Source organism: Microcystis sp. M20BS1, assembly GCF_020245305.1.
GTDB classification, from domain to species: Bacteria; Cyanobacteriota; Cyanobacteriia; order Cyanobacteriales; family Microcystaceae; genus Microcystis; species Microcystis ichthyoblabe_A.
Window position 1 is genome coordinate 1 of sequence record NZ_JADBUZ010000061.1, and the last position, 26465, is coordinate 26465.

Here is a 26465-nt window from a genome sequence, read left to right on the forward strand (position 1 = left end):
ATCTAATCGGAAAGCTAGTTGTTTGACTTCTTGGGAAGTAAATCGATAATTGCTAACCCTAGCATCGGGTTGAGCGATTAATTCAAAGAACGAATCGGGAAAATCGAGAAACATTCGATAGAATATGCTGTCAGTTTTCATACTGCCACAAAATTGCCTGTAATTTCAGCTTAATCCGCCTATGATCATCCCATCATTTCTGCAACCCGGTGCTAAAGTTTCTCTGGTGGCCACCAGTGGAGCCGTCAAGGAATTAGCCGCCCTCGAAAAAGGCGTAGAAATCTGGCGATCAAGGGGTTATCAAGTGGAATTTAGCGAGAATTGGTCTAATCGTCTCGGTTATCTCGCCGGTAGCGACGAGCAACGTCGTCAAGCTTTAGCCCAAACATGGCAAGATGACGATTGTCAAGCAATTCTCTGCGCTAGGGGAGGTTACGGTAGCGCTCGCCTCTTGGAAAATTGGACATGGGCAAAAACTAACCCGAAATGGTTAATCGGTTTTTCCGACGTGACGGGGATTTTATGGAGTTTAGCGAAACAGGGCATTTGTAGCGTTCACGGGCCAGTTTTAACCACCTTAGCCCAAGAAAGTCCCCAATCAATCGATCGCCTCTTTTCTCTTCTGGAAGGTCGTCCTTTAGCCCCTCTTATCGGTCAAGGTTGGGGTGGGGGCAAAGTGCGGGGACGCTTATTACCAGCCAATCTAACCGTAGCCACCCATCTCCTCGGAACCTCGGTTCAACCCACCCTAGAGGGGGTAATTTTAGCCCTAGAGGACGTAACCGAGGCCCCCTACCGGATCGATCGAATGTTAACTCAGTGGCGAATGCTGGGCATTTTCTCCCAAATTAAAGCCATTGCTCTCGGTCGTTTTAGCCGTTGTCTGGCAGCTCCCGGTAGTGATAGTCAAACCGTGGAGGAAGTCTTAAAAGAGCGTTTGGGCGATTTAGGCATTGCGGTTATTGCTGAGTTACCTTTCGGTCATGATGGCGATAATGCCGCTTTACCTGTGGGAACAATGGTAGAACTGGACGGGGATCGGGGAATCTTAGAATTTTTCTATCCCTAAATGATCCACTTTTTTGATACTATCTTAGAGAAGTGTTAACAAATGTAACAAAAAATTAATTATAGATGAAAGTATTAGTTGTCGGTGCGACGGGAACCCTAGGGCGACAGATCGTGCGTCATGCCATCGATCAGGGACATCAAGTGCGTTGTTTGGTACGCAGTCAGAGAAAAGCGGCTTTTTTGAAGGAATGGGGCGCGGAATTAGTCGGGGGAACCCTGCGGGATAAAAATACCATTATTGCTGCTTTAGAGGGAATGGACGCGGTGATCGATGCCGCTACAGCCCGGGCGACGGACTCAGCCAGCATTAAACAGGTGGATTGGGATGGTAAAGTTAATCTGATTCAAGCGGCTAAAACCGCCGGAGTTGATCGCTTTATTTTCTTTTCGATCCTCAATGCCGAAAGATATTCCAACGTGCCTTTAATGGAGATAAAACGCTGTACCGAGAAATTTCTAGCAGAATCGGGTTTAAAATATACAATTCTGCGTCCCTGTGGCTTTATGCAGGGTTTAATCGGTCAATACGCCATCCCGATGTTAGATAATCAAACCGTCTGGATCACGGGGGAAAGTACAGCGATCGCCTACATGGACACCCAAGATATCGCTAAATTCGCCGTTCGCGCTTTAGAAGTCCCCGAAACCGTCGGTCAGTCCTATCCCGTGGTCGGCAGCAAAGCTTGGAAAGCTGAAGAAATTATCGAAGTTTGCGAACGCTTATCGGGTAAAGAGGGGAAAATTTGGCGTTTACCCATGGGATTACTGCGTTTTATGCGAGGAATAAGCCGTTGTTTCCAATGGACCTATAATATATCTGACCGACTAGCTTTTGCGGAAGTTCTCGCTAGTGATCAAGCCCTTGATGCCCCCATGGCAGAAGTTTATCAAGTATTTGGCCTTGATCCGAGTCAAACAACTACTTTAGAATCCTATTTACAAGAATACTTTAGCCGCATTCTCAAGAAGCTCAAGGAAATCGACTTCGAGAAACAAAAAGCTCAGAAGAAGAAGAAAACTCCTTTCAAAAAGAAAGCGTGATTCAGCAGTAGGAAAATTTGTCAATGCCCAAAATCGGCATTATTTACAACGATATTAAGCCTATCGCTTGTAAAACAGCCAATCAGATACAAGATCAGCTACTTTCCCTAGGTTGCCAGGTGTTTATGGCTACCGGCAGCGGTGGTCTGCTAGGCCATTCTAAACCCTCTCGTCCGGTTTGTTTTACCCCGATCGATCAGTTAGTCCCCCCCCACTTCGAGCAAGATTTAAGTTTTGCGATCGTGCTGGGGGGCGATGGTACAGTCCTATCGGCAGCCCGGCAGTTGGCCACCCTTAATTTGCCCCTGTTAACGGTCAATACGGGACACATGGGCTTTTTGACCGAAATTTACCTAAATCAGCTTGAACCCGCCTTAGAGCAGGTTCTAGAGGGGAAATACACCATCGAAAATCGCTCGATGATCACGGTGCGACTGTTTCGCGAAGATACCCTCCTCTGGGAGGCACTTTCTCTCAATGAGGTGGTCGTCCACCGGGAACCCCTCACCAGTATGTGTCATTTTGAGATTCAAATTGGTGAACACGCACCTGTCGATATCGCTGCCGATGGGGTTATTCTCTCCACTCCTACTGGTTCTACTGCCTATGCTCTCAGCGCCGGTGGCCCGGTAATAACTCCCGATGTGCCGGTATTACAATTAGCTCCCATTTGTCCCCATTCTTTAGCTTCGAGATCCTTGGTATTTTCTGACAAGGAAACTGTAAATATTTTCCCAGCAACTGCTAATCGGATGGTGATGGTAGTGGACGGTAATGGCGGTTCTTATATCTTGCCAGAAGATCGAATTAATGTGCAGAAATCGCCCCACCAAGTCCATTTTATTCGTCTGCAATCGACGGAATTCTTCCGCATCCTTCGGGAAAAATTGGGTTGGGGTTTGCCTCATATTGCTAAACCAACTTCGGTGGAATTACCTTAATCAGTTATCAGTTATCAGTTATCAGATGCGAGCTTTCAGTTCATTGATTGCTAGTTACTGTTTACTGATAGCTGAATTTATGCTCTCTTTTCGTGCCAAGATAGCTTTTTATTTAGAGGATGTCACCACGGCGATCGGACTGACGGTAAATCTGCTTATCCTAGCATTAATTTTACTCTCGTTGGGGATTTATGTGGCTCAAACCTATCCCTTATCCGCCACTTGGCAAATGTGGTTACGTCAGCTTGATTGGGGAATTTTAAGCTTATTTTCCCTAGAGTATTTAATTCGGTTTTGGTGTGCGGAATCAAAACTAGGCTTTGTTTTTAACATTTTTTCCATCCTAGATTTATTATCAATCCTGCCTCTATTTTTTGGTTTTTTTGATATTAGGTTTTTTAGAATTTTTCGCTGGTTTAGAATTTTGCGAGTGATTCGTTTTTTTGGTTCCGATCTTTCTATTTTTCAAATTAAAACTTCCGATCAGATAGTATTTACTCGCATATTACTAACTCTATTTTCGATTATTTTTGTTTATGCGGGTTTAATTTATCAGATCGAACACCCGATTAATCCTCAAGTCTATCGGACATTTTTTGATGCTTTTTACTTCGCCGTTGTGACTATGACTACCGTGGGATTTGGGGATGTGACTCCCCTTTCTGATGGGGGCAAAATGGTGACAGTTTTAATGATTTTAACGGGAGTTTTGTTAATTCCCTTGCAAATTAGCACTCTGACTAAACAAATATTAAAATCTGGCACTCAAATTGATTATCCTTGTCCAGATTGTGGTTTACCCCGTCACGATATAGATGCCAACTTTTGTAAAAACTGTGGCGCAAAACTCTTAAAAAAACCTGATTGAGACTAATTCTGGCGAAATGGGTAGATGGGGAAGTGGGGAAATGGGGAAATGGGGAAGTGGGGAAATGGGGATAATAAAAAAAAGTAATCTCCTGTCTCCTGACTCCTAACGACCGACGACCGACGGAATCATGACAATTTACAATTGCTTAATAATTGTTGCCGCTGCCGTGATAATATGTCTTGTGGCTTACCTGAGCGTCATAGCTGGGAAAGCAATCCAGATATTGAGATTAGTCTATCGCTGATTTAGGTGTACCTTGTCTGACCCATCGATCGAATCTCCCCCAACCCCAGAAACAAACCCGCCGTCAGATCCGATGCGGGAATACTATCAACTACAAAACACCTTATTGATCACCACCCTGATCTTAAGCGGTCTGATCTTTATACCCGTGTGGCTGTTTTATTCCCTCAATACCGCCCTTAATTACCTATTAGGGGCAATGGTGGGAGTTGTTTACCTAAAACTCCTCGCCGGGGAAGTGGAAAAATTGGGGGTAACGAAAAATCGCGTGGGCAAAAAAGGATTAGCCCTATTCGCCGGATTAATCATCATCGCCAGTCGTTGGCAAGAACTGCACATAGTGCCAGTTTTTTTGGGGTTTTTGACCTATAAAGGGGCGATCATCGTCTATACCCTGCAAACCATCTTCAAGCTGGAGCAGAAAGCCGATTCCTAAACCCTTTGACCGTTAAAAATAACCCTGATTTGCGAACCCGAATCTCTCTAAGGTAGAAATGTTAGACAGTTTAAGTGTGCTTAATTTTTATAGCCTCGCTTCTCTGGAAGTGGGACAACACTGGTACTGGCACATCGGCGGACTAAAAATTCACGGGCAAGTGATCGCGGTCTCCTGGATCGTCTTCGCTATCTTAATCATCGCCTCGATCGCCGCTACCCGCAAAATCCAGAAAGTCCCTAGCGGTATTCAAAACCTCATGGAGTACGTTCTCGAATTTCTGCGCGATTTAGCCAAAAACCAGCTAGGAGAAAAGGAATATCGACCCTGGTTGCCCTTCATCGGCACCCTATTTTTATTTATTTTCGTTTCTAACTGGTTAGGGGCCTTGATTCCTTGGAAGTTAATCGAACTGCCCGAAGGGGAATTAGCCGCCCCCACTAACGACATCAATACCACGGTGGCGTTAGCCCTACTGACTTCCCTCGCTTACTTCTACGCAGGCATCAGTAAAAAAGGACTCGGTTACTTCGCTCACTACCTAGAGCCGATTCCCGTGCTATTACCGATCAAAATTTTAGAAGACTTTACCAAACCCCTCTCCCTCAGCTTCCGTCTTTTCGGAAACATCCTCGCGGATGAGTTGGTAGTAGCAGTATTAGTCTTCCTTGTCCCCCTAGTCGTACCCCTACCCCTGATGGCTCTCGGTTTATTTACCAGCGCTATTCAGGCCCTTGTCTTCGCCACCCTTGCCGGGGCCTATATCCATGAGGCACTGGAATCGGAACACGAAGAAGAACACGCTTAAAAGCGAGAGACGAAAACAGAAAAATTTCTTAGGGAAAAGTGTCCAAATAATAGGATAATAACTAAGAAATTATTGGTCGAATTCAGGATGAGCAACTGAATTCCAGGATCGTTCTTTCCCAAAAACTCTTTCGGGAGTTTTGAGCAGAAAACCAGCCATTTTTTACGGCTGAGAACGCGCTCTGTAAACAACAGATTGAAATTGATTAGTAAATAGAGGAAAAAATCACCATGAACCCCACAGTAGCTGCCGCTTCCGTTATCGCCGCCGCCCTCGCCGTTGGTTTAGCCGCTATCGGCCCCGGTGTTGGTCAAGGTACCGCTTCTGGAGAAGCTGTTTCCGGTATCGCCCGTCAACCCGAAGCTGAAGGAAGAATTCGTGGTACCCTTCTCCTCAGCTTGGCATTCATGGAATCCTTAACCATCTACGGTTTGGTTATCGCTCTCGTTTTACTGTTCGCTAATCCCTTCGCCTAATTAAAAAAGCAGTGGGCTATCAGCCCCCAGTCCCCAGCTTGGCAGCAGAGTTTTAAAAACTCTCAAAAAACGCCAAAGCAGCCCACTAAAAAATCTGGTTTTTGGGACGGAAGGCTGATAGCTAATTAAGGGAATTTTAGTGATTCCCCCTGACTGTTTATTCTTAAAGCAGGGGGATCATCTTCCTTTTTTGAACCTGTCTATAGCTTCTATTTATCAGGAATAAATCAATGTTTGATTTCGATGCCACCCTGCCAGTGATGGCACTACAGTTTATTCTTTTGGCAGTGATCCTGAACGCCGTTTTTTATAAACCCCTCAGTAAAGTTTTAGATGAACGGGCGGAGTATATTCGGCAAACGGAAGGCGGAGCCAAAGAACAACTAGCCAAAACCGAAGCACTGGTACAAGAGTACGAATTGCAATTAACTTCGGCTCGTAAACAATCCCAAGAGATTATCGCCCAAGCGCAAGCTGAGGCCCAAAAACTAGCCAGCGAACGAGTTGCCGCAGCCCAAAAAGAAGCGATCGCCCGTAAAGAAGCCGTCGCCGCCGAAATTGCCCAACAGAAAGAAGAAGCCTTTCGTTCTCTAGAAGGACAAGTGGCCTCTCTTTCCCGTCAAATTCTCGAAAAACTCCTCGGCCCCGAACTCGTTCGCTAAACCCCAGCCCTTGGTTAATAAAAGTGATCAGTAAAAAGATAGAAGTCAGTCGTCAGGAGTTAGAAGACTGATAACTTACCTCTGATAACTGATAACTGAATAACCTACTCCCCGCCCTCAATAACCATGATCATCGACACAGTTTTATTATTAGCCACGGAGGCGAAGGAAGCGGCAGCAGAAGGATTCGGCATCAACACCGATATCCTAGGAACTAACCTATTTAACCTCTCGATTCTGCTCGGTTTAGTCATCTTCTACGGCCGCAAAGTTCTCGGACAAATCCTCGGAGAACGTCAGTCGAAGATTGCTGAAGCTTTAGCCGAAGCTGAAGACCGGAAAAATATTGCCGCTACCGCCCTCGCCGAAGAACAGAAAAAACTCGCCCTAGCAAAACAAGAGGCGGAAAAAATTATCAATAATGCTCGATCTAGAGCTAAAACTGTCACCGCCGACATCGCCGCCCAAGCCGAACTCGATATTCAAAGAATGCGCGAAAGTGCCGCTAAAGATCTCTCGGCAGAACAGGATCGCGTTTTAGTAGAATTACGCCAAAGAATTACCGCTTTAGCCTTAGCTAACGTGGAATCCCAATTAAGCGCCGGCCTGGAAGAATCGGTACAACAAACCCTAATTGATCGCAGTTTGGCCAACCTAGGAGGTAAATAGATGCAGGGAAGTTTAATCAGTTCAGAAATAGCCGAACCCTACGCCCAAGCATTACTTTCCGTCGCCCAAAGCAGCGGACAATTAGAAGCGATCGGCGGCGAAATAAAATCCCTCTTAGAATTGTTGGAAAATGCTCCCGATCTAAGAGCTTTTATCGGCAATCCCGTCATCAAAGAAGAAGCTAAAAAAGCCGTTCTTTCCCAAGTAATGGGGACCAATGCCAATCCCTATTTAACTAACTTCATGATGTTATTAGTCGATAAACGTCGGATTCAATTTTTAGCACCCGTTTGTCAACAATATCTCACCCTGGCTAGAGTGCTGACTAACACCGTTTTAGCGGAAGTTTCCTCGGCCACCGAATTGAACGATAGCCAAAAACAAATCGTCATCGACAAAGTGAAAACCCTGACCGGGGCGAACGTGGTCGAACTGAAAACCAAAGTTGATGGCAGCCTAATCGGTGGTGTGGTGATCAAAGTCGGTTCTCAGGTCTTTGATGCCAGCATTCGCGGTCAACTACAACGCCTCAGCCTCTCCCTGCGCTAAGGTCATCTAATCTCTCTTTTTTGCCGTTTTTTCACCTTCTTAATTTTTTACTTTTTCCCAGATTAAACTATGGTAGCTATCAGACCCGACGAAATTAGCACGATTATTCGTCAACAGATCGAATCCTATAACCAAGAAGTACAGGTCTCCAACGTGGGAACCGTCCTGCAAGTGGGTGACGGTACTGCCCGCATCTACGGCCTACAACAAGCCATGTCGGGAGAACTATTAGAATTTGAAGATGGAACCGTCGGCATCGCCCTTAACCTCGAAGAAGATAACGTCGGTGCAGTGTTAATGGGTGACGGTTTCGGGATTAAAGAAGGCGGTACGGTGAAAGCTACCGGTAAAATCGCTCAGGTTCCCGTGGGTGACGCCTTAGTCGGCCGCGTGGTTGATGCCCTCGGTCGTCCCATCGACGGGAAAGGGGACATCCTCGCCAGCGAAACCCGTCTGGTGGAATCCCCCGCCCCCGGTATTGTCGCTCGCAAATCCGTCTGTGAACCGATGCAAACCGGCATCACCGCTATCGATGCCATGATTCCCGTCGGTCGTGGCCAACGGGAGTTAATTATCGGTGACAGAAAAACTGGTAAAACAGCGATCGCCATTGACACGATCATTAACCAGAAAAGCGAAGACGTGATCTGTGTCTATGTCGCCATCGGTCAAAAAGCCTCCACCGTCGCCCAAGTAATCGACACCCTCACCCAAAGAGGCGCCATGGATTACACCGTGGTGGTGGCCGCTAACGCTAACGACCCCGCCACCCTCCAGTATATCGCCCCCTACACCGGAGCTTCGATCGCCGAATACTTCATGTATAAAGGCAAAGCGACCCTAGTTATCTATGATGACCTCACCAAACAGGCTCAAGCTTATCGTCAGCTATCCCTGCTCATGCGTCGTCCTCCCGGTCGGGAAGCTTACCCCGGCGACGTTTTCTATCTCCACTCCCGTTTACTAGAACGTGCCGCTAAACTCAGCGATGCCCTCGGTGGTGGTAGCATGACCGCCCTGCCGATTATCGAAACCCAAGCCGGTGACGTTTCTGCCTACATTCCCACCAATGTAATTTCGATTACTGACGGTCAGATCTTCCTCTCCACCGACCTCTTTAACGCTGGTTTCCGTCCCGCGATTAACGCTGGTATTTCCGTATCCCGCGTGGGTTCGGCGGCCCAAACGAAAGCAATGAAGAAAGTTGCTGGTAAATTAAAACTCGAATTAGCCCAGTTTGACGAATTAGAAGCTTTTGCTCAATTCGCTTCTGACCTTGATGCGGCCACCCAAGCACAACTCGCTCGCGGTCAACGTCTGCGTCAAATCCTGAAACAGCCCCAAAACTTCCCCCTCTCCGTTTGGGAACAGGTGGCGGTGGTTTATGCCGGTTTAAACGGTTATCTCGACGATATCGCCACCGATAAAGTTATCGATTTCTGCACCGGTTTACGGGAATACCTGAAAACCAGCAAACCTCGCTACGTTGAGATCGTCAGCACTGAAAAACAACTCAACGACGAAGCAGAAGGCCTGCTCAAAGATGGCATCAACGAGTACAAACAGGCTTTCAAGTAAACTTCTGTGAGCTTTAAGCTGTCAGCCTTTTCAGTTATCAGTGACCAGTAAACAGTGATCAGTAAACAGTGATCAGTAAACAATGAAAAGATGGCAAGAAACTGCTATTTAATACTGCTCACTTAACACATACTGCTCACTTAAAACTCCAATCTGATAACTGATAACTGATAACTGATAACTGATAACTGATGACTGATAACTGATAACTGATAACTGAATTATGCCTAATCTCAAAGCGATTCGCGACCAAATTCAATCGGTCAAAAATACCAAAAAAATTACTGAGGCCATGCGTCTGGTGGCGGCAGCAAAAGTGCGTCGCGCCCAAGAACAAGTTCTCTGTACCCGTCCTTTTGCCGATGCCCTCGCTCAGGTACTTTATAATCTCCAAGGTCGTTTAGCCTTTAGTGATGTTAATTTACCCCTGCTGGCCCAACGGGAAGTAAAAACCGTGGCTCTGTTGGTAGTCACAGGCGATCGAGGTCTTTGTGGCGGTTATAATACTAACGTCATCCGTCGTGCCGAACAACGGATGAATGAATTAAAAGAGCAAGGGATTAACTATCAATTAGTTATTGCCGGCCGGAAAGCGGCACAGTATTTCGAGCGCCGCAATGCTCCCATTGCCGCTAAATTTATTAACCTCGAACAGATTCCCACTGCTGACGAAGCTGGCACGATTGGGGATGAATTGCTTTCCTTATTTTTATCGGAAACAGTTGATCGCGTCGAGTTGGTTTATACTCGTTTTATCTCCCTGATCAGTTCCACCCCGGTGATTCAAACCCTGTTACCTTTAACTACCCAAGGTTTAGCGGTACAGGATGACGAGATTTTCCGTTTGGTGACTAAAGAGGGAAAATTTAAGGTACAACGGGAAAAAATGGCCAGCCAACCGGCGCAGGTTTTTCCCCAAGACATGATTTTTGAGCAGAATCCCGTCCAAATCCTCGATTCTCTCCTACCTTTGTACTTAAATAACCAATTACTGCGCGCCCTCCAGGAATCGGCAGCGAGTGAATTAGCAGCCCGGATGACAGCGATGAGTAACGCCAGCGAGAACGCCAGCGAGTTAATTGGCACTTTAAGCCGTACCTACAACAAAGCGCGTCAAGCAGCTATTACCCAAGAATTGTTAGAAGTAGTAGCGGGGGCAAACGCTCTCTAGATTTAAGCCAGTTTTTCTTTTGATTATCAGTAGGAGTGATTATTTTCACTCCTTTTTTTATATAGGGCTTGCGGCAAAAAGTAGGGACGGTTAGATAACCGTGGTTTAGACTTCTCTGCCCCGAATTAGGTTCAAATAGAGTCAGGGCAATCCCTTTTCTGATATCTTCTGGCCCCTTGAAAAGCCCCATCTCATCCTGTATTGTAAGTCAGCGTGAGAACTATAAATGTCAATCGATTAAGCTAGATATTAAACTATAATCCTTAAACTATAATCATTACCCGATCGCCCGGTATTGGAGGAACAAAACAACTCGTGAGTATAACTGATTTAATCCAAAAAGGCGGAGTGGCCATGTGGCCGCTGCTTTTTCTGTCTATTTTAGCTCTTAGCACTATTATCGAACGAATTTGGTTTTGGAGTCGCACCCTCCTCAGTGAAGGCCAGATTTTAAATCGGATTATGGAATCGGCCACCCGTAACTGGGACTTAGCGGCAAAAGTCGCTAGGGATTCCCGCAATCACCCCATCGGTAGCTATCTCTACGCACCCCTGCGCTTAGAAAATCCAGATCCAGAGGTTTTTCACTTTGCCCTCGAATCGGCTGCCGATGAACAATTATCCCTAATGAAACGGGGCGATAAAATCCTTGAGGCAGTCATCGCCCTTTCTCCCCTGCTAGGATTATTAGGGACGGTACTCGGTTTAATTACCTCTTTGGCCAATATTCAACTGAGTGACCTGGGAACTTCCTCCACAGCCGGAGTAACTTTAGGTATTAGTGAAGCTTTAATTTCCACCGCTACCGGCTTAATTGTCGCTATCTTTAGCCTCGCTTTCTATCGTATTTTTCAGGGACTCTGGTTCAATCAAGCTAGAATTTTTCGCAAGGCCGGCAGTGATTTAGAAATTATCTACCGTCAACGTTGGCTAGATGGAGAAGACCAACAATACTCCCTCAGTGCTAACCTAGAAAAACCCCTCGATCGCTAAGTCTCCCCCCTATAACCCATGGCCGAAACTAAATCTCTTAACCACAAAAAGCCCAAAAGTAGCCATATTACGGCTCGTCCCCTGAAATTATGGCATGATCAACACCGCATTCAAGAGGATGTGCAGGTTAACATCATTCCCTTGATCGATGTAATTTTCTGTATTCTCACCTTCTTTATTCTCGGTGCAGTGGGATTATCTCGCCAACAGGCTATCAGTCTTGATTTACCGAAAGCTAGTACCGCTACCACCCCGATGCGGGAAATGTTGGTGGTTAGTCTCGATGATTTCGGACAACTCTACGTCGAAAAACAGATGGTGACTCGCCCCCAGTTATTCGAGGCAATCAAGAATTATCATCAATATAGTCCCAATGGACTGATGGTACTGAATGCTTCGCGTAATGCCAGTTATAACGAAGTGGTTGGGGTTTTAGACCTACTGCGACAGGTGGGTGGCGATCGCGTGGCCTTAGCCACTCTATCGGGGGAAGCTAACAATCCCACAATAGAAAATGGCAATCCTTTGCCTAATTTACCCACTAACCCCACCTTACCCGGTTTAACCAATCCTCTGGGCAGAAATTAACTAGGAATGGATGCGATAGCTGAGTAATTGTTCTTCGAGAGCTGCAATGCGATTGTAGGCCGCCGTCAATTGTGCCGTTAATCGGCGAATTTGGATTTCATCGGAAAAAGAATTATCGCCATTGACAGCCGGGGATTGTTTGCCACCGTGATCTCGGAGAATATCTTTATGATCGTAGAGGCTATTATCGGATAACTCGGAAAAACCGACCATTTCCAAAGATTCACGCGGAGAACGACTCGATTTATCCCCAGCTAGGATAGCAATTTGCCGGCTGAGGCTCTCGACAATATCCTGTAGATGATCGACTTTCCGATCAAGACTGATAATCTGTTGTTGTAGTCCATTCATGCAATTACCTGGGTATAAAGGAGGCTTCCCCTCTATGCTAGGCTCTGGAGGAAATGGACTATGACAATTTATGATTGATTTAACGATTCCTTTACTGCCCTTAACTAATCTTAATATATTGCCCGGGTCAACCGGCTGCACCCGATAGCACTTCTATTAGAAATTAAGGTAAGCTGTTGAGCAGTAAGCCTCGATTTTAAGGAAATAAATTATGTTTAAAAATTGGTCTTTCGATGATTGGATGAATCATATCCTTTTTCTGGCTACAATTTTGGCTTTGCTGACGATTTGGCTGGGTAGATAAATAAAAACTATTTTTCTTTCCTGGTTTACCGAAAATTTGGGTTTAAGTTTCCCCGTCCATTTTACGGCAGGGAGTGTCAAAATAAGAAACAAAACCCTCAGCGATCGATATGACTGACTCAAACCCAAAAATTTGTATTCTCGGTGGTGGTTTTGGTGGACTCTATACTGCTTTACGTTTGAGTCAATTGCCTTGGCCCGATCAACACCCCCCCCAAATTACCTTAATTGATAAAAGCGATCACTTTTTATTTTCTCCCCTTCTCTACGAATTAGTCACCTCAGAACTGCAATCCTGGGAAATTGCTCCCCCTTTCAGCGAATTGCTCGCTAATACCCCCGTTGACTTCCAACAGGGAACCGTCACGGCGATCGATGTTAATAATCATAAAATAACCCTTGACAATAAAAACGATATATGCTACGACCGCCTCGTGATCGCCCTCGGTGGTCAATCCTCCCTTGAATTCCTACCCGGGGCCAGAACCCACGCTATCCCCTTTCGTAGTCTAGAGGATGCCTATCGTCTTCGGGATCGACTCAAAACCCTAGAACAATCCGATCGCGATAAAATTCGGGTCGCCATTATCGGGGGCGGTTATAGCGGCGTAGAATTAGCCTGTAAGCTGGCCGATCGTCTCGGAGAAAGGGGAAGAATTCGTCTGATCGAAAGAAATAGCGATATACTTGGCCCTTCAACCCAATTTAACCGCGACACCGCCAAAAAAGCCCTAGAAAAACGTCTGGTTTGGTTAGACCTAGAAACCACCGTCGCCGATATCCAAGCGGATCGCCTCTCCCTTGACTACAAAGGACAGATCGACAATATCCCCGTTGATCTAATTCTCTGGACCGTTAGCCCGATCGCCTCCCCACTGATCGCTAATTTGCCAATAGCACATAGTGAGCGCAAATTACTAAAAGTTAATCAATATTTACAAACTGTCGAAAACCCCAGCATCTACGCGATCGGTGATGCGGCCGATAGTCGCGACCAAGAGGATAAACCATACGCTGCCACGGCCCAAGTGGCCCTTCAACAGTCCGACTACTGCGCTTGGAATATTTGGGCGAGTTTCCACGATAAACCGGCTTTACCCTTCCGTTATCAACCTTTAGGCGAAATGTTGACCCTCGGCATCGATGAAGCTACGATTAGCGGTTTAGGACTAGAATTAGCCGGTCCCCTTGCCCATCTTACCCGTCGCTTAGTCTATCTCTACCGTCTGCCCACCCTTAACCATCAAATCGCCGTAGCATTCAACTGGATTACCCAACCGCTTCTATCCCTCATTTCTGAATAGCGAGTTCAGATATTCCTCCACTAATAAACTATCTCGATCGGTCAATTCCTGACCATCGAGACGATTTAAAAGCATTACTGCACCAAATAACCGATTATTAACCCTAATTGGCACAGCTAAAGCCGTTTTTATCCCCAAAGCCACCGCTATATCCTGACGGATGCGATTATCTCCGAGAGTTTGTCCCACCACCACCGGACAACTACCCTGGTAAACCACCGTACACAATCCCGACGTGGCAATATCACCCCTTTTGCCCACAATTGCCCCGGTGTTTTTACCCGCACCCGCCCGATAATAAATACTATCACCGTCAAATTCGGCAATGATAACCGTTTCTGTTGGAATTAAACCTAAAATTTCTTCAGCAATGCGATCGAGATTAGTTAATTTTTCCATAATGGGTTAGGGGTTGAGGAAATGGGGTGTTATACTCAAAAAAACAGTAATTCATTAACTTTAGTCTATAGTTTGTGAACTCAAATGAAAGATAACACCCCCAGAGTAACAAGTCTCAAATCTTATCTTCAGCATTTGCCTCAAGATGCGTCGGAAGCGATCGTTAGCACCAACTTTGCACGTTACCTGATATCATATTTAGGATTTTCAACCACGGAGATAATCCCACAGTACGACACGGGAGGCGGTGGGATTACCGACTTTGCCACTCGGAGAAACCCAGAAAACGATATTTTTTTGCAGACAAAGAGTAATCCTTTTCTGCTGATAGAGTTAAAGGGTAGAGATATTAACCTAACTGAAAATAGTCCAAGTTATAAGGCAACTGTCAATCAGTTAAAGCGTCAGTTATTAGGGAATAACTGTCAAGCAGCCCAATGGGGAATTATCAATAATAGTTCACACATCCAGTTATTTAGAAAACATGGTAAAACCATTTTTCCTGCCACTACTTGCATAGAGCTAACTCCTGATAACATTGATGACACTATAGCTCTAATCAAGACAAAAATTGACAGCACTCCCAAAGCACTAACGGTTACTGTTTACAATAATAAAGGCGGTATAGGCAAAACCACCACCACCGTAAATCTTGCAGCTTTCCTTGCCCTTTTAGGTAAAAAAGTTTTAGTTTTAGACTTTGATTTTAATCAACGAGATTTAACTAAATCTATCCTAACTATAAACCCAGAAGATGGACTACTAGAAAAGGCTTTAACTGACCGCAATATTGATATAAAATCAGTGATCATTCCCTATATTTTTAAGAATTCAAAACGACAAATTACCTTCGATGTTGTTCCTGCTGATCCTAAAATGGCAGAGTATCCGGAATTTCAGTATAATTCTCAAATGAAAATATTCACTCTCCATAGAAAATTAGACTTAGCTAGATATGAATATGATTACATCTTTATAGATGCAGCTCCCAATTGGCGATTTCCTAGCCAGCTGGCTGTTTATGCTGCCGATGTTGTCCTCTTACCCACAAAACATAACAATTCATTCTCCCTTAATAATGCAGCCACTGCCATCAAGGAGTTTCTGCCGCAAATGCAAAAATTAAAAAAAGATGGGACTCCCATAGCCTTACCAATTTTTTTCAACGGTGAGAAGATTACTCAACCACAGTTAGAGCTTGCCCAAAAAGAAATTAATCAAATACTCAAAAATGACAAAAACCTTGTACACTATTTTTATCCCAGATATACTAATGCCAAAAAAGATTTACATATTCATCACCTGCCAGAATACGCTATTATAGCCAGTGCTGCCTTCGCTCGCGTGCCAGCCGTTTATAAAAATCGTTCCGCTTATGACTATTACAAAGACTTAGCAAAGGAGTATTTTTTACAATGATGGAATATACCGATATTGGTACTTTAAAGTATCTCTACTTAGATGAAATAGAAATTACCAATGGGACCGATGCTGATAGTTTTTTAATTGAAGCTACTGCTAAACTATTACAGCAGACAGGTGGACGCAATTGGCTGCCTGTAATCGTGAAAGAACTATCAGAGGATCGCTATGAAGTTATCGGCAACTCATTTGTTTATGCTGTGGCTGAAAGGGCTGGACTAGAAAGAATTTGGTGTATTATTGCCGATGGAACAGAAGATGCTAGGAATATATCCAGAGTTTTGGCAAGAGAAGAAACACCAAAACTCAATCTGTCAACAGCTTCAAGAGAAGAAATTAAATCTGCTTTACAGTTCTTAATTGAACAACCGAATAGCCCCCTAAAAACAGTTAAATTAGCTACTGCTACTGCTAGGATTGATGAGGCTCCCCGTCAATTCTGGAAGAGTTTAGATTCAATTGTTGCCCTCAAGTGTGGAATTACAAAAGGGAAGGGATTAGATTTACTCAAAACTGTCTTTTATCTCACTCCTCAATCTCAACAAGATGCAGTGATTGAGGAGTTTTCAGAAGAAACTCTCAAACTCAAGACTGTTTCTGAATTAAAGACTCTAGCCAAAGAAAAAGGAATCGTTGGTTTAAGCAAGATGAAGAAAGCAGAGCTAGTCAGAATATTGGCGCAATCAGAAAAAGGAGTATGAATTATGAATTATGAGTTAGGAAGTGGGAAGAAAAAAGCTGCCGACTGCCTCCTGACTTACCCTTTCAGCAATAAATCGCCAATTTCCGACTGACAATGACTAATTAAACGATTAAGGGCTTTTTTTCCTTGTTTACCTTGATAATCTGAGCGATCGCTTTCAGTAATTCCATAGGGACGACCGATCGCCACCTTGACACGATGATAAAAGACAACGGGATGCCAACCATCTTGATCGAATAAAGGTTCTGTGGTATCTAATAAGCGCAGCAAACGCACGGGAAAAGGACTAATAGTAGTTTCCGACTCGGAGAGAATAGCCACAGGTAAGACAGATAGATTCTCCACGGGACAACCCAAGGCTAAATGGGCAAATCCGCTTTGAAAACGGCTAATTTGACGAGGAGCAGTCAAATTTAACATCGGCGATCCACCTTCTGGAAATAAACCGATCCATCGTCCGGACTGTAAAAAATCCGTTGCTTGCCGAAAAAAAGTCTGGTGGCGCTTTTCGGGGGTATCAAAGGGAAAACAGCCCAATTCTCCGATTAATTCCCGCAAAAGCGGCGTTTTTCCCATGTAGTGATGACAGGCGATCGGGAGAGTTTTGCCCAAAGCTTGAATTAAGATCGGCGCGTCCAAAAAGCTGCGATGGTTACTTACCACGATCGCCACTCCTTGGCCGGGTAGATTTTCTTGACCGACGGTAAACAGACTCGTGCGCGTGGTATCAAGAATTAAACGAGAGGTAGATAGGGGGGTAAGCAGCGTCATGGAGAAAAAAAATCGGCCTTAAGATTGTTTTTATTGACTTAGATCACAACTAAAGGATAAAACAGAATTAGAGGATCATAAAACATAGGGATTGTCTCCCAATCATCTACGGATCAGCCTTGGGGCAGCCTCGTCTATTTAAAAAAATAAATTTCATGAATGATTTGAATGAGCGAAAAACATTTGCTTTAACAACACCTCTTTATTATGTCAACGATATCCCCCACATCGGTAGTGCTTACACGACGATCGTAGCGGATGTTATGGCACGATGGCAGCGGTTACAGGGCAATTCTGTCCTCCTGATTACAGGAACCGACGAACACGGACAGAAAATCGAACGGACTGCGGCAGCCAAAGGACTCAATCCCCAGGAACACTGCGATCGCATCGCCACCAGTTTTGCCAATCTCTGGGCCAAGCTACACATCCAGTATGATCGCTTTAGTCGCACCACTGCCCCCCGTCATCAGGCAATTGTTAACGAATTTTTTGAAAGAGTCTGGGAAAAGGGCGATATCTATCTCGATCGCCAACAGGGTTGGTATTGCGTCGCCTGTGAAGAATTTAAGGAAAAAAGAGAACTGTTAGATAATGGCTGTTGTCCCATTCATACTAATCTGGCCGCCGAATGGCGCGACGAGGAAAACTATTTTTTCCGTCTCTCTAAATACCAAGCACAACTAGAACAACTTTACCAAGAACAACCCGATTTTATTCAACCGGAAAGCCGACGTAATGAGGTTCTCAACTTCGTCAACCAGGGACTACAGGACTTCTCCATCTCTAGGGTTAATGTGGCTTGGGGGTTTCCCATTCCCCACGATGGTCAGCATACCATCTACGTTTGGTTTGATGCCCTTCTTGGCTATGTTACCGCCCTTCTCGACCCCGAAGACGAACCCACTCTAGAAAATGCCTTGGCCAAATGGTGGCCGATCGATCTGCATCTGATCGGTAAAGATATATTAAGATTCCATGCCATTTATTGGCCGGCTATGCTAATGTCGGCGGGTTTACCCTTGCCTAAAAGAGTCTTCGGCCACGGCTTTTTGACCAAAGACGGGCGGAAAATGGGCAAAAGTCTCGGTAATACCCTCGATCCCTTCGATTTGGTTGATCGCTATGGGGCCGATGCCGTCCGTTACTATTTCGTTAAAGAGATTGAATTAGGACAGGATGGCGATTTTCAGGAAACCAGATTTGTTAATATTCTTAACGCAGATTTAGCCAACGATTTAGGCAACCTCCTCAATCGCACCCTAGGCATGGTTAAAAAATACTGCCAAAATATCCCCCCCCAGTTGACTGGCGTAGATATCCCCAACGATAATCGTCTTAAGAATATGGGGATCAATCTAGGGGGCATTGTTGAACAGAAGTACAATGCGCTACAATTTGATCAAGCCTGTGAGGAAATATTGGCGTTAATTCGTGCTAGTAATAAGTTTATCGATGAGAGTGCGCCCTGGAGTTTATTTAAACAGAAACAACAAGCAGCAGTAGAACAGGTTCTCTACGCAGTTTTGGAATCAGTAAGACTCTCTGCCTACCTACTCTCACCGATAATACCGACCTTAAGCAGTAAAATTTATCAACAACTAGGTTTTGTTATTGATTTTAATACTTTCAGGTCGGAGGATGGGGAAAACTTCCCTGATGGTGTCTCTTTTTCCCAACACTGTCAATGGGGATTACCCACAAATCCACAACTAGGAACACCTGAACCGATCTTTTCTAAACTAGAACTGCCGTTAAACGATTCCTAAGGGAATTTTTTGATAACTCTATTTTTTAAGGTCTGTTGTCCTTTGGGACACAACTGGCAAACACCCAACACTAAACTTTTAACAAACGAGGAAAAATAAAATGTTTGATGATTATGACACAGCCCCAGTCTTCACCCCCGAACAAGTGCTAGAAAATCGCGGTCGTGTGGCGATTTTCATCGATGGTTCTAATTTATTTTATGCGGCTCTGCAATTAGGTATCGAAATTGACTACACCAAATTACTTTGTCGTTTGACTGCCGGTTCTCGTCTCCTGCGCGCCTTCTTTTATACTGGAGTTGATCGCACTAACGAAAAACAGCAGGGATTCCTCCTCTGGATGCGTCGCAACGGTTATCGAGTCATCGCTAAAGATCTGGTACAATTACCCGATGGTTCCAAAAAAGCCAATCTCGACGTGGAAATTGCCGTAGATTTAATGGCGCTAGTGGGTTCCTATGATACCGCAGTAATTGTCAGTGGTGATGGGGATTTGGCCTATGCTGCCGATTCCGTCAGTTACCGTGGTGCGCGAGTGGAAGTGGTTAGTTTGCGATCAATGACCAGTGATAGTTTAATTAATGTAGCCGATCGCTATGTTGATCTAGATCAAATTAAAGAAGAAATTCAAAAAACTAGCAAACATCACGTTGGTTATAATAATTTCCCCGTCAGCGTCTTAGACCAAGATCGGAGCAGTCGCTAGAAAAATTCAGCAAAAATCAAGTTTAAGGTGGGTAATTCCCACCTTTTTCAGTGATCAGTGATCAGTGATCAGTGATCAGTTATCAGTTATCAGTGATACTAAATCCGGTTATTAAAGACTGATTATTTATTCCCTCTTTTGCCTCTTACCTATTGCCTTTTGCCTGTCCTGATATGTAGCCTATACTCAACAGATTTACTATCAAGCGATACTACTGCGTTTTCTCGCTTCCTTATAAGATGTTCCCACATCCTGTAAACCGACTTTAATCATCTGTTGTTCCAAAAGGGCAAAAAAACGCAAGCGATCGCCACCTTTAATCACAGCTAAATTGTGCGCTTCCGCTAAGGCGATCGGATAACCATAACCTTTTAACACCTGGGCCAGTAAAATACTCAAAGAGCGATCGAGTAATTCTCGCTCCTCCACCACCCAAGCAGGAACCTCTACCCTAGCGATTTCCGTCCCCACATGGAGATAACAGAAGTAAATGCGATGCTCATCCCCATAAAGATCGAGTATTTTCAAAGAACTGCGCCAAAAAGGACTTCTTTGTCCTGGTTCCAATAAATAACCCCAGAGAGAAGCATCTCGGAGAGGATCGACAACGCGACAAGGGGTTTTTTCTGGGTCTAGATCACCGCAATTGATCAAGCAATTGGGAGTATCATGGGGACAAGATTGTAAACGGAGGAAATTTAAGCTTTCCGTGCTACGAGAAGCACTAATATAACCCATAAGCGGGATTCTAGCTGATTTTAAATCGTCCCAAGACTGAAAAATCGGTGGCAAAATTAAATCTTTTGCTTCCGGGGGGAGACTATCGATAAACCAATAGATCAAAGAACCATCCACGAGGGCTAAATTTGGTTCATAATGGGCCCCAGGGGGTTTTACCCAACGGGTAGCCATTTCTGCTAACATTTGGCTTTCTAATACCGTCCGACGATAACTCATCCACTCATCCACGCGAATACCCCACTGTTTAGAAATGTAGAGGTCTTCTGATTTGTAATAGACTTCGGGAATGCTATCGAGGAGCGGGTGCAAATTTTGACCATAGTGCAACATAATCCTACCGATATTAATTAGATAACAGTAGGCGATTTCGTGGTGAGAAGGGGCAATTTGGGAACCATCCGTGGCAAAAACGCTATGACTTTCGGGAGCGGGAAGGATAGTAACGCGGGTGTCGAGAGGTTCGATCGGTAGTGCAACGGAGAAAATTAGGTGATCGTGCCAGTTATGATAGAGTTCTAGCAGTTTTTCCTGTTGCTGTTGAGCCTGTTCTAAAAGAATTTTAGCCCGTTGCACGCGCTCGCGACTAGCTGCCACTTCCTGTTGAAAATGTTGACTGATTCCTGGCATTTTTGCCGCTAATTTCGCAAGATCGAGCATAGCTATCCTCTCCCTGACTTTTTTTGATTTTATCGCAATTTTGTCACTTATTGCCAAATTTATCCATAGTAATCTCCGCTTACAGCAGTTATCTCAAGGGTGAGATAGGAAGTTTTCCTTTTGGGGAGTCGCTCGTCAATACCAAAAAGGAATATTGCGTATTTAGACAATATTTGTCCTTGAGATCATTGCAGTTTTGATAAGAAATAATTTGCTCATGTTGCATTCTACCCACAATAATACCAGGGTGTATTTCTAGTTGTTCAGCAAATTGATTAATAGCTTTTTTACTGAGAGAATTATTGGCGATAAATCTCTGCCAATCTCCAGGATCAATTAAGAAATTAGCCGCAAAAACATCCGCCTCTTTTTCTTTAATTTTATCTTGAATATCTTGCCCCTCTAAAAATAAAATTCGTTTCCCATGTAATAAAATATGACCAGCTTCATGAAAAAAAGAAAACCAAAAATGATCATTTGTTTTGTATCGATCGCTCAATTGAATTAAAGCTTTCTGAGAACCTAACCAACGGGTAGCACCGTGTACCCTTGTTTTCGGAAGTTCAGGAACAAAAACCAAGGCAACTCCCGCTGCCGCACAAAGCTCGATAATTTGCGGTTGAAATACCTCGATAGACTTAATAGTTAACGAACGAATTTGTCGCAAGGCATCTCTGAATTTCAACTCGTTGTAATCAGCACAATTAATTTTCGATGCTTCTATTTCTCCTTGACGTAACCATGCTGTTATTGCCCCTCGATCGCTATCAAATGCTTGAGACTTTCTAAAATCAATCGATAAATTTCTCCCCCAAATCTCCTCCCATTGCTCAGGGGAAACAACGGCAAAAAAATTCAAACTCTCCCGTAATTGCTCTATTTTATCCTCATAAAACTTGAGCCAGCCTAGTTTAGTCATCTGGCGATAAGGAATTTGTTTTAACCAGTCTAAATAACCTTTTAATCTTTGAGTCTCGTTTTTTCTCGCTAAATATTCCCGATAAAGTCTTTCGCGCTCTATCCAGAAACTGGCGGGAGTTCCTAACACTAACTGTATCTGTAAGGCGGTATCGATAGTAATCTCCGCTTTACCTTTTATTATCTCATTGATAGTCTTTTTTGGTCTGCCCATGCGTTGGGCGAGTTCCGATTGAGACATATTTCTTTCTTCTAGGATTTCGGCAAGGGTTTCTCCCGGTGGAGAAATAAAATCCGGTGCATATCTGTTCTCAATAGTATTAGTCATGGGTGTCATCTATGCCAATAATTACGACTGCGGTTACTTTCTTCTAATCAATTCCCCCGTCTGCTTTTTGAGGAATCGGTATATTAGCCGGCTCAAAAATTAGTCTGAGAGGATGAACTAAATCTAGGGATAGTTGTCCAGCAAGGTTATATAACAATTCGTGGCAACGTCCCGGCAGCGATCGCATTTCCTCCAGGACAATAACTGCTTTTAAGTCGTCGAGTCTTTGCCTGATTTTCTTAGCCATCTTCTCTCCATACTGTTTTTTCAGTAGTCTTTGGCTATTGCATTCGTTCTCAAATTTTTTTTCCTTAAAGACAATATCCATTGTAGATGACCCTTGTAATATTGTTAACCTCAAAGGTTAACAATATTTTATGGTAGCCTGTGGTGCATCCAGTACAAAAGCTCTAAATATAGCGTTAAGAGCTAATAGTCTAGACACCAGTTCTGAAAATGAGGTTAGCTAGAGACAGTTTTTCAGATATTAGCCGATTAATCAGGTGATAATTATCGCTAAAATTGCACTATCAAGCCAAAACAACGAAGCTGTAATTTTATCGTCTAATAACGCCAGAATTGAGTGCCGCCGCTGCCCAAGAAAAAGACAATCTCTAACCTCCGAAACCAGAGAAAAGCACAATAAGCGACTTGACAACAACAGCGGCAATTTGCTATAATGGCCTTTTGTCAACGATTTGACCTTCGGTAACAAGGAGTTCAGAGTAACCTTAGATACAGCCCTATCATGCCCACCATTCAGCAATTAATACGCGACGAAAGATCCAAAGCGAAAAGAAAAACCAAATCTCCCGCCCTCAAACAATGCCCCCAACGTCGGGGAGTTTGTACAAGAGTATATACCACCACACCCAAAAAACCCAACTCAGCCCTACGGAAAGTGGCTAGGGTACGTTTAACCTCTGGATTTGAGGTGACAGCCTACATCCCGGGCATCGGTCATAACCTGCAAGAACACTCGGTCGTCCTCATTCGCGGCGGTCGGGTCAAAGATCTACCCGGAGTCAGATATCACATCATTCGCGGCACCCTCGATGCCACCGGGGTGAAAAACCGTCAAAAGGCGCGCTCTAAGTACGGAACCAAACGCCCCAAACCCGCCGCTAAATAAACAGGGAATTGATTAACCAAAAAAATACTCCCACCGAGTCGGTCAAAGTTAACCCAAGAGACTGAAAACTCGCAGGAGAGGGTTTGAGATGGGCTGTAATCATCCGACTGTCAAGCAAAAGTTAAAGTTAACCTAGAAAATTCAGGAATACTCCGATGTCTCGCCGTAAAAACGTCAAAAAACGTCCTATTCCCCCCGATCCCGTTTACAATAGCTGTTTAGTCAGCATGACCATCCGCCGGATCATGCGATCGGGCAAAAAATCCTTGGCCGCTAACATCGTTTACGATGCCCTAAAAACCGTCGGCGAACGTACCGGTCAAGAACCCCTAGAAGTATTTGAAAAAGCCGTTAAAAACGCCACCCCCCTAGTGGAAGTGAAAGCCCGCCGGGTCGGTGGAGCCACCTATCAAGTGCCGATGGAAGTACGCACCAATCGTGGTAGTACATTAGCACTACGCTGGTTAGTCCATTATGCCAGAACCAGAGGCGGCAAAACCATGGCTGGTAAACTAGCTAACGAGATCATGGATGCGGCCAATGAAACCGGCGGCACGATCAAAAAACGGGAAGAAACCCACCGGATGGCAGAGGCAAACAAAGCCTTTGCCCACTATCGTTACTAAAAAGATACTTTAAGGGCGGTGGACTACACCGCTGCCGCCAAAAAACTGTCAAGAAAAGTATAGAATTGTAAATAGTGTAAAAAATCCTAGAACAAAATCCCATCACTGGCAAGCAAAGCAAGGAGGTTGCTGTGGCACGGACTATCCCGCTAGAGAGAGTGCGAAACATCGGAATCGCCGCTCACATAGACGCGGGCAAAACAACGACAACAGAAAGAATCCTGTTCTATACGGGAGTCGCTCATAAACTGGGCGAAGTCCACGACGGAACGGCAATTACCGACTGGATGGAACAGGAACGGGAGCGAGGAATCACCATCACCGCCGCCGCCATCAGTACCAGTTGGCAAGATCATCGCATCAACATCATTGATACCCCTGGCCACGTCGATTTCACCATTGAAGTGGAACGTTCCATGCGGGTACTCGATGGCGTGGTGGCGGTTTTCTGCTCTGTTGGTGGTGTACAACCCCAATCGGAAACCGTCTGGAGACAAGCCGATCGGTACAAAGTACCCCGGATTGCCTTTATCAACAAAATGGACAGAACGGGAGCGAACTTCTTCAAAGTTTACGAACAATTAAGAGATCGCCTTAGAGCTAACGCCGTTCCCATCCAAATGCCGATCGGCGCAGAAAGCCAACTGAGCGGGATCGTTGATCTCGTCAAGATGCGCGCCTATATATATAAGGACGATCTAGGGAAAGACATAGAAGAAACCGACATTCCCGAAGACTTATTGGAAAAGGCCGAAAAATTCCGCGTGCAGCTGGTGGAAGCAGTAGCGGAAGCTGATGAAGAACTCCTAGAAAAATATCTAGAAGGTGAAGAACTCACCGAAGCCGAAATCAAACGCGGTCTCAGAGAAGGGACGATTGCTGGTACAATTGTTCCCGTCCTCTGCGGCTCGGCTTTCAAAAACAAAGGGGTACAACTGCTCCTCGATGCCGTTGTCGATTATCTGCCCTCACCCTCGGAAGTAGCCGCCGTTAAAGGGATTCTCCCCGATGGTAGCGAGGCAATCCGGGAAGCCAAGGACGATGCGCCCTTCTCGGCCCTCGCCTTCAAAATCATGGCCGATCCCTTCGGTCGTTTAACCTTCCTGCGGGTCTATTCCGGTGTACTAGCTAAAGGCAGCTACGCCTACAACTCCACCAAAGGAACCAAAGAACGGATCGCTCGCCTGATCGTCCTCAAATCCAACGAACGGATCGAAGTGGATGAACTGCGCGCCGGTGATCTGGGAGCGGCGATCGGACTGAAAAACACCATTACCGGGGATACCCTCTGTGATGAGAAGAACCCAGTTATCCTAGAATCCCTCTTTATCCCCGAACCGGTTATCTCCGTGGCGGTGGAACCGAAAACCAAACAGGACATCGAGAAACTCAGCAAAGCTCTGCAAGCTCTCTCCGATGAAGATCCCACCTTCCGGGTCAAAGTTGATCCCGAAACCAATCAAACGGTAATCGCTGGAATGGGAGAACTGCACCTGGAAATCCTAGTCGATCGAATGCTGCGGGAATACAAAGTCGAAGCAACCGTGGGCGCTCCCCAAGTTGCCTATCGGGAAACCGTGCGGAAACCTGTACGGGCCGAGGGTAAATTTATCCGTCAAAGTGGCGGTAAAGGACAGTACGGCCACGTCGTCATCGAACTCGAACCGGGTGAACCGGGGTCGGGCTTTGTCTTCGTCTCCAAAATTGTCGGTGGTGCTATCCCCAAAGAATACATCAACCCGTCAGAACAAGGGATGAAAGAAGCTTGCGAATCGGGGATTGTAGCGGGTTATCCCGTCATCGACCTGAAAGCAACCCTTGTGGATGGTTCTTTCCACGATGTGGACTCCTCCGAGATGGCCTTTAAGATTGCCGGTTCCATGGCGATTAAGGAAGCGGTGATGAAAGCTACCCCCGTTCTCCTAGAACCGATGATGAAGGTCGAGGTGGAAGTACCCGAAGACTTCATCGGTAACGTCATCGGTGATCTTAACTCCCGTCGGGGACAAATCGAAGGTCAAGAAACCGAGGCCGGCATCGCCAAAGTCTCCGCTAAAGTTCCCTTAGCGGAAATGTTTGGTTACGCCACTGATATTCGCTCCAAAACCCAAGGACGGGGCATCTTCACCATGGAATTTAGCCATTACGAAGAAGTCCCCCGCAACGTGGCTGAGGCGATTATCACCAAAAGTAAAGGGAACGGTTAATCAGTTGCCAGTGACCAGTGAGCAGTGGGGA

29 protein-coding genes are annotated in these 26465 nt (G+C 45.1%); 22 read left to right on the plus strand and 7 right to left on the minus strand.

Features of this window, described 5'->3' with window-relative positions:
- Positions 1 to 141: DUF2887 domain-containing protein (locus IM507_RS06020; RefSeq protein ID WP_287636787.1), on the minus strand; the 141-nt coding region annotated here is incomplete at its 3' end.
- Positions 142 to 181: 40 nt separating this feature from the next.
- On the opposite strand from IM507_RS06020, the gene IM507_RS06025 reads away from it, so the two are divergent.
- From IM507_RS06025 to IM507_RS06090, 14 genes are all read left to right on the plus strand, one after another.
- The gene (locus IM507_RS06025) at positions 182 to 1069 is read left to right on the plus strand and encodes a S66 peptidase family protein (protein WP_002739736.1); all 888 of its coding nucleotides are present in this window, start codon (positions 182 to 184) and stop codon (positions 1067 to 1069) included.
- 65 nt (positions 1070 to 1134) lie between these two features.
- Positions 1135 to 2112 (plus strand): SDR family oxidoreductase, encoded by a 978-nt coding sequence (locus IM507_RS06030; RefSeq protein ID WP_002739521.1) that lies wholly within the window; start codon positions 1135 to 1137, stop codon positions 2110 to 2112.
- Between the two features lie 23 nt (positions 2113 to 2135).
- Positions 2136 to 3053 carry an NAD(+) kinase gene (locus tag IM507_RS06035; protein ID WP_002740094.1) on the plus strand — a complete coding sequence of 306 codons (918 nt, stop codon included), beginning with the start codon at positions 2136 to 2138 and terminating at the stop codon, positions 3051 to 3053.
- Positions 3054 to 3132: 79 nt separating this feature from the next.
- Positions 3133 to 3921: an ion transporter gene (locus IM507_RS06040; RefSeq protein ID WP_002740271.1), complete on the plus strand. Its 789-nt coding sequence runs from the start codon at positions 3133 to 3135 to the stop codon at positions 3919 to 3921.
- A 319-nt stretch (positions 3922 to 4240) separates the two neighbouring features.
- Positions 4241 to 4603 carry an ATP synthase subunit I gene (locus tag IM507_RS06045; protein WP_002739749.1) on the plus strand — a complete coding sequence of 121 codons (363 nt, stop codon included), beginning with the start codon at positions 4241 to 4243 and terminating at the stop codon, positions 4601 to 4603.
- Between the two features lie 58 nt (positions 4604 to 4661).
- On the plus strand, positions 4662 to 5411 hold the full coding sequence (gene atpB, locus IM507_RS06050) for a F0F1 ATP synthase subunit A (RefSeq protein WP_002739857.1): 750 nt from the start codon (positions 4662 to 4664) through the stop codon (positions 5409 to 5411).
- 230 nt (positions 5412 to 5641) lie between these two features.
- A complete protein-coding gene (atpE, locus tag IM507_RS06055; protein ID WP_002740068.1) occupies positions 5642 to 5887 on the plus strand; it encodes an ATP synthase F0 subunit C in 246 nt (81 codons plus the stop codon).
- Between the two features lie 230 nt (positions 5888 to 6117).
- Complete coding sequence (locus IM507_RS06060; RefSeq protein ID WP_002740070.1) at positions 6118 to 6549, plus strand: F0F1 ATP synthase subunit B'; 432 nt, start codon at positions 6118 to 6120, stop codon at positions 6547 to 6549.
- Between the two features lie 126 nt (positions 6550 to 6675).
- Positions 6676 to 7218: a F0F1 ATP synthase subunit B gene (locus IM507_RS06065; RefSeq protein ID WP_002740013.1), complete on the plus strand. Its 543-nt coding sequence runs from the start codon at positions 6676 to 6678 to the stop codon at positions 7216 to 7218.
- A complete protein-coding gene (gene atpH / locus IM507_RS06070) occupies positions 7219 to 7767 on the plus strand; it encodes an ATP synthase F1 subunit delta (RefSeq protein ID WP_123231004.1) in 549 nt (182 codons plus the stop codon).
- Positions 7768 to 7836: 69 nt separating this feature from the next.
- A complete protein-coding gene (gene atpA, locus IM507_RS06075; RefSeq protein ID WP_002776476.1) occupies positions 7837 to 9345 on the plus strand; it encodes a F0F1 ATP synthase subunit alpha in 1509 nt (502 codons plus the stop codon).
- Positions 9346 to 9568: 223 nt separating this feature from the next.
- Entirely contained in the window at positions 9569 to 10516 is a 948-nt protein-coding gene (locus IM507_RS06080; protein WP_002750073.1) for a F0F1 ATP synthase subunit gamma, read from the plus strand.
- A 354-nt stretch (positions 10517 to 10870) separates the two neighbouring features.
- Positions 10871 to 11509 carry a MotA/TolQ/ExbB proton channel family protein gene (locus IM507_RS06085; RefSeq protein WP_002750075.1) on the plus strand — a complete coding sequence of 213 codons (639 nt, stop codon included), beginning with the start codon at positions 10871 to 10873 and terminating at the stop codon, positions 11507 to 11509.
- Positions 11510 to 11527: 18 nt separating this feature from the next.
- A complete protein-coding gene (locus IM507_RS06090; RefSeq protein ID WP_002739744.1) occupies positions 11528 to 12097 on the plus strand; it encodes an ExbD/TolR family protein in 570 nt (189 codons plus the stop codon).
- Here the strand turns inward: IM507_RS06090 and IM507_RS06095 are convergent, their stop codons facing one another.
- Entirely contained in the window at positions 12098 to 12448 is a 351-nt protein-coding gene (locus tag IM507_RS06095) for a hypothetical protein (RefSeq protein WP_002740189.1), read from the minus strand. It abuts the gene before it with no gap.
- 413 nt (positions 12449 to 12861) lie between these two features.
- On the opposite strand from IM507_RS06095, the gene IM507_RS06100 reads away from it, so the two are divergent.
- Positions 12862 to 14055, plus strand: a complete 1194-nt coding sequence (locus IM507_RS06100) for an NAD(P)/FAD-dependent oxidoreductase (protein WP_004157353.1) — start codon at positions 12862 to 12864, stop codon at positions 14053 to 14055.
- Here IM507_RS06100 and IM507_RS06105 read toward each other — a convergent pair.
- On the minus strand, positions 14035 to 14454 hold the full coding sequence (locus IM507_RS06105) for a GAF domain-containing protein (protein ID WP_002776488.1): 420 nt from the start codon (positions 14452 to 14454) through the stop codon (positions 14035 to 14037). The two genes, IM507_RS06100 and IM507_RS06105, sit on opposite strands and share 21 nt — an antisense overlap.
- 84 nt (positions 14455 to 14538) lie before the next feature.
- Between IM507_RS06105 and IM507_RS06110 the strand changes: the two genes are divergently transcribed.
- Positions 14539 to 15873, plus strand: coding sequence for an AAA family ATPase (locus tag IM507_RS06110; RefSeq protein WP_287636774.1), 1335 nt, complete (start codon positions 14539 to 14541; stop codon positions 15871 to 15873).
- Complete coding sequence (locus IM507_RS06115; protein ID WP_272015043.1) at positions 15870 to 16577, plus strand: Rho termination factor N-terminal domain-containing protein; 708 nt, start codon at positions 15870 to 15872, stop codon at positions 16575 to 16577. Before IM507_RS06110 ends, IM507_RS06115 begins: the two co-directional genes overlap by 4 nt.
- A gap of 56 nt (positions 16578 to 16633) precedes the next feature.
- Here IM507_RS06115 and IM507_RS06120 read toward each other — a convergent pair whose 3' ends face one another.
- On the minus strand, positions 16634 to 17350 hold the full coding sequence (locus tag IM507_RS06120; protein ID WP_287636775.1) for a lysophospholipid acyltransferase family protein: 717 nt from the start codon (positions 17348 to 17350) through the stop codon (positions 16634 to 16636).
- A gap of 155 nt (positions 17351 to 17505) precedes the next feature.
- On the opposite strand from IM507_RS06120, the gene metG reads away from it, so the two are divergent.
- The gene (gene metG / locus IM507_RS06125; RefSeq protein WP_002739922.1) at positions 17506 to 19119 is read left to right on the plus strand and encodes a methionine--tRNA ligase; all 1614 of its coding nucleotides are present in this window, start codon (positions 17506 to 17508) and stop codon (positions 19117 to 19119) included.
- 100 nt (positions 19120 to 19219) lie between these two features.
- A complete protein-coding gene (locus tag IM507_RS06130; RefSeq protein WP_002739868.1) occupies positions 19220 to 19825 on the plus strand; it encodes a LabA-like NYN domain-containing protein in 606 nt (201 codons plus the stop codon).
- Between the two features lie 201 nt (positions 19826 to 20026).
- On the opposite strand, the gene IM507_RS06135 is transcribed toward IM507_RS06130, so the two are convergent.
- From IM507_RS06135 to IM507_RS06145, 3 genes are all read right to left on the minus strand, one after another.
- A complete protein-coding gene (locus IM507_RS06135) occupies positions 20027 to 21223 on the minus strand; it encodes a DNA double-strand break repair nuclease NurA (RefSeq protein ID WP_002740095.1) in 1197 nt (398 codons plus the stop codon).
- An 88-nt stretch (positions 21224 to 21311) separates the two neighbouring features.
- Entirely contained in the window at positions 21312 to 22469 is a 1158-nt protein-coding gene (locus tag IM507_RS06140) for a HigA family addiction module antitoxin (protein WP_123231008.1), read from the minus strand.
- Between the two features lie 43 nt (positions 22470 to 22512).
- Positions 22513 to 22797 carry a type II toxin-antitoxin system RelE/ParE family toxin gene (locus IM507_RS06145; protein WP_123231009.1) on the minus strand — a complete coding sequence of 95 codons (285 nt, stop codon included), beginning with the start codon at positions 22795 to 22797 and terminating at the stop codon, positions 22513 to 22515.
- A 420-nt stretch (positions 22798 to 23217) separates the two neighbouring features.
- Between IM507_RS06145 and rpsL the strand changes: the two genes are divergently transcribed.
- The 3 genes from rpsL (at position 23218) to fusA (ending at position 26434) form a co-directional block, all read left to right on the plus strand.
- The gene (rpsL, locus tag IM507_RS06150) at positions 23218 to 23601 is read left to right on the plus strand and encodes a 30S ribosomal protein S12 (protein WP_002740176.1); all 384 of its coding nucleotides are present in this window, start codon (positions 23218 to 23220) and stop codon (positions 23599 to 23601) included.
- Positions 23602 to 23756: 155 nt separating this feature from the next.
- Entirely contained in the window at positions 23757 to 24227 is a 471-nt protein-coding gene (rpsG, locus tag IM507_RS06155; RefSeq protein ID WP_002739653.1) for a 30S ribosomal protein S7, read from the plus strand.
- 131 nt (positions 24228 to 24358) lie between these two features.
- Entirely contained in the window at positions 24359 to 26434 is a 2076-nt protein-coding gene (fusA, locus tag IM507_RS06160) for an elongation factor G (RefSeq protein WP_287636776.1), read from the plus strand.
- The last annotated feature ends 31 nt before the right edge of the window (positions 26435 to 26465 follow it).

Bases quoted from the DNA above. Each gene is read 5' to 3' on its own strand.
- IM507_RS06025 (WP_002739736.1), top strand. From the start codon at position 182: ATGATCATCCCATCATTTCTGCAACCCGGTGCTAAAGTTTCTCTGGTG.
- IM507_RS06030 (WP_002739521.1), top strand. From the start codon at position 1,135: ATGAAAGTATTAGTTGTCGGTGCGACGGGAACCCTAGGGCGACAGATC.
- IM507_RS06035 (WP_002740094.1), top strand. From the start codon at position 2,136: ATGCCCAAAATCGGCATTATTTACAACGATATTAAGCCTATCGCTTGT.
- IM507_RS06040 (WP_002740271.1), top strand. From the start codon at position 3,133: ATGCTCTCTTTTCGTGCCAAGATAGCTTTTTATTTAGAGGATGTCACC.
- IM507_RS06045 (WP_002739749.1), top strand. From the start codon at position 4,241: ATGCGGGAATACTATCAACTACAAAACACCTTATTGATCACCACCCTG.
- atpB (WP_002739857.1), top strand. From the start codon at position 4,662: ATGTTAGACAGTTTAAGTGTGCTTAATTTTTATAGCCTCGCTTCTCTG.
- atpE (WP_002740068.1), top strand. From the start codon at position 5,642: ATGAACCCCACAGTAGCTGCCGCTTCCGTTATCGCCGCCGCCCTCGCC.
- IM507_RS06060 (WP_002740070.1), top strand. From the start codon at position 6,118: ATGTTTGATTTCGATGCCACCCTGCCAGTGATGGCACTACAGTTTATT.
- IM507_RS06065 (WP_002740013.1), top strand. From the start codon at position 6,676: ATGATCATCGACACAGTTTTATTATTAGCCACGGAGGCGAAGGAAGCG.
- atpH (WP_123231004.1), top strand. From the start codon at position 7,219: ATGCAGGGAAGTTTAATCAGTTCAGAAATAGCCGAACCCTACGCCCAA.
- atpA (WP_002776476.1), top strand. From the start codon at position 7,837: ATGGTAGCTATCAGACCCGACGAAATTAGCACGATTATTCGTCAACAG.
- IM507_RS06080 (WP_002750073.1), top strand. From the start codon at position 9,569: ATGCCTAATCTCAAAGCGATTCGCGACCAAATTCAATCGGTCAAAAAT.
- IM507_RS06085 (WP_002750075.1), top strand. From the start codon at position 10,871: ATGTGGCCGCTGCTTTTTCTGTCTATTTTAGCTCTTAGCACTATTATC.
- IM507_RS06090 (WP_002739744.1), top strand. From the start codon at position 11,528: ATGGCCGAAACTAAATCTCTTAACCACAAAAAGCCCAAAAGTAGCCAT.
- IM507_RS06095 (WP_002740189.1), bottom strand. From the start codon at position 12,448: ATGAATGGACTACAACAACAGATTATCAGTCTTGATCGGAAAGTCGAT.
- IM507_RS06100 (WP_004157353.1), top strand. From the start codon at position 12,862: ATGACTGACTCAAACCCAAAAATTTGTATTCTCGGTGGTGGTTTTGGT.
- IM507_RS06105 (WP_002776488.1), bottom strand. From the start codon at position 14,454: ATGGAAAAATTAACTAATCTCGATCGCATTGCTGAAGAAATTTTAGGT.
- IM507_RS06110 (WP_287636774.1), top strand. From the start codon at position 14,539: ATGAAAGATAACACCCCCAGAGTAACAAGTCTCAAATCTTATCTTCAG.
- IM507_RS06115 (WP_272015043.1), top strand. From the start codon at position 15,870: ATGATGGAATATACCGATATTGGTACTTTAAAGTATCTCTACTTAGAT.
- IM507_RS06120 (WP_287636775.1), bottom strand. From the start codon at position 17,350: ATGACGCTGCTTACCCCCCTATCTACCTCTCGTTTAATTCTTGATACC.
- metG (WP_002739922.1), top strand. From the start codon at position 17,506: ATGAATGATTTGAATGAGCGAAAAACATTTGCTTTAACAACACCTCTT.
- IM507_RS06130 (WP_002739868.1), top strand. From the start codon at position 19,220: ATGTTTGATGATTATGACACAGCCCCAGTCTTCACCCCCGAACAAGTG.
- IM507_RS06135 (WP_002740095.1), bottom strand. From the start codon at position 21,223: ATGCTCGATCTTGCGAAATTAGCGGCAAAAATGCCAGGAATCAGTCAA.
- IM507_RS06140 (WP_123231008.1), bottom strand. From the start codon at position 22,469: ATGACTAATACTATTGAGAACAGATATGCACCGGATTTTATTTCTCCA.
- IM507_RS06145 (WP_123231009.1), bottom strand. From the start codon at position 22,797: ATGGATATTGTCTTTAAGGAAAAAAAATTTGAGAACGAATGCAATAGC.
- rpsL (WP_002740176.1), top strand. From the start codon at position 23,218: ATGCCCACCATTCAGCAATTAATACGCGACGAAAGATCCAAAGCGAAA.
- rpsG (WP_002739653.1), top strand. From the start codon at position 23,757: ATGTCTCGCCGTAAAAACGTCAAAAAACGTCCTATTCCCCCCGATCCC.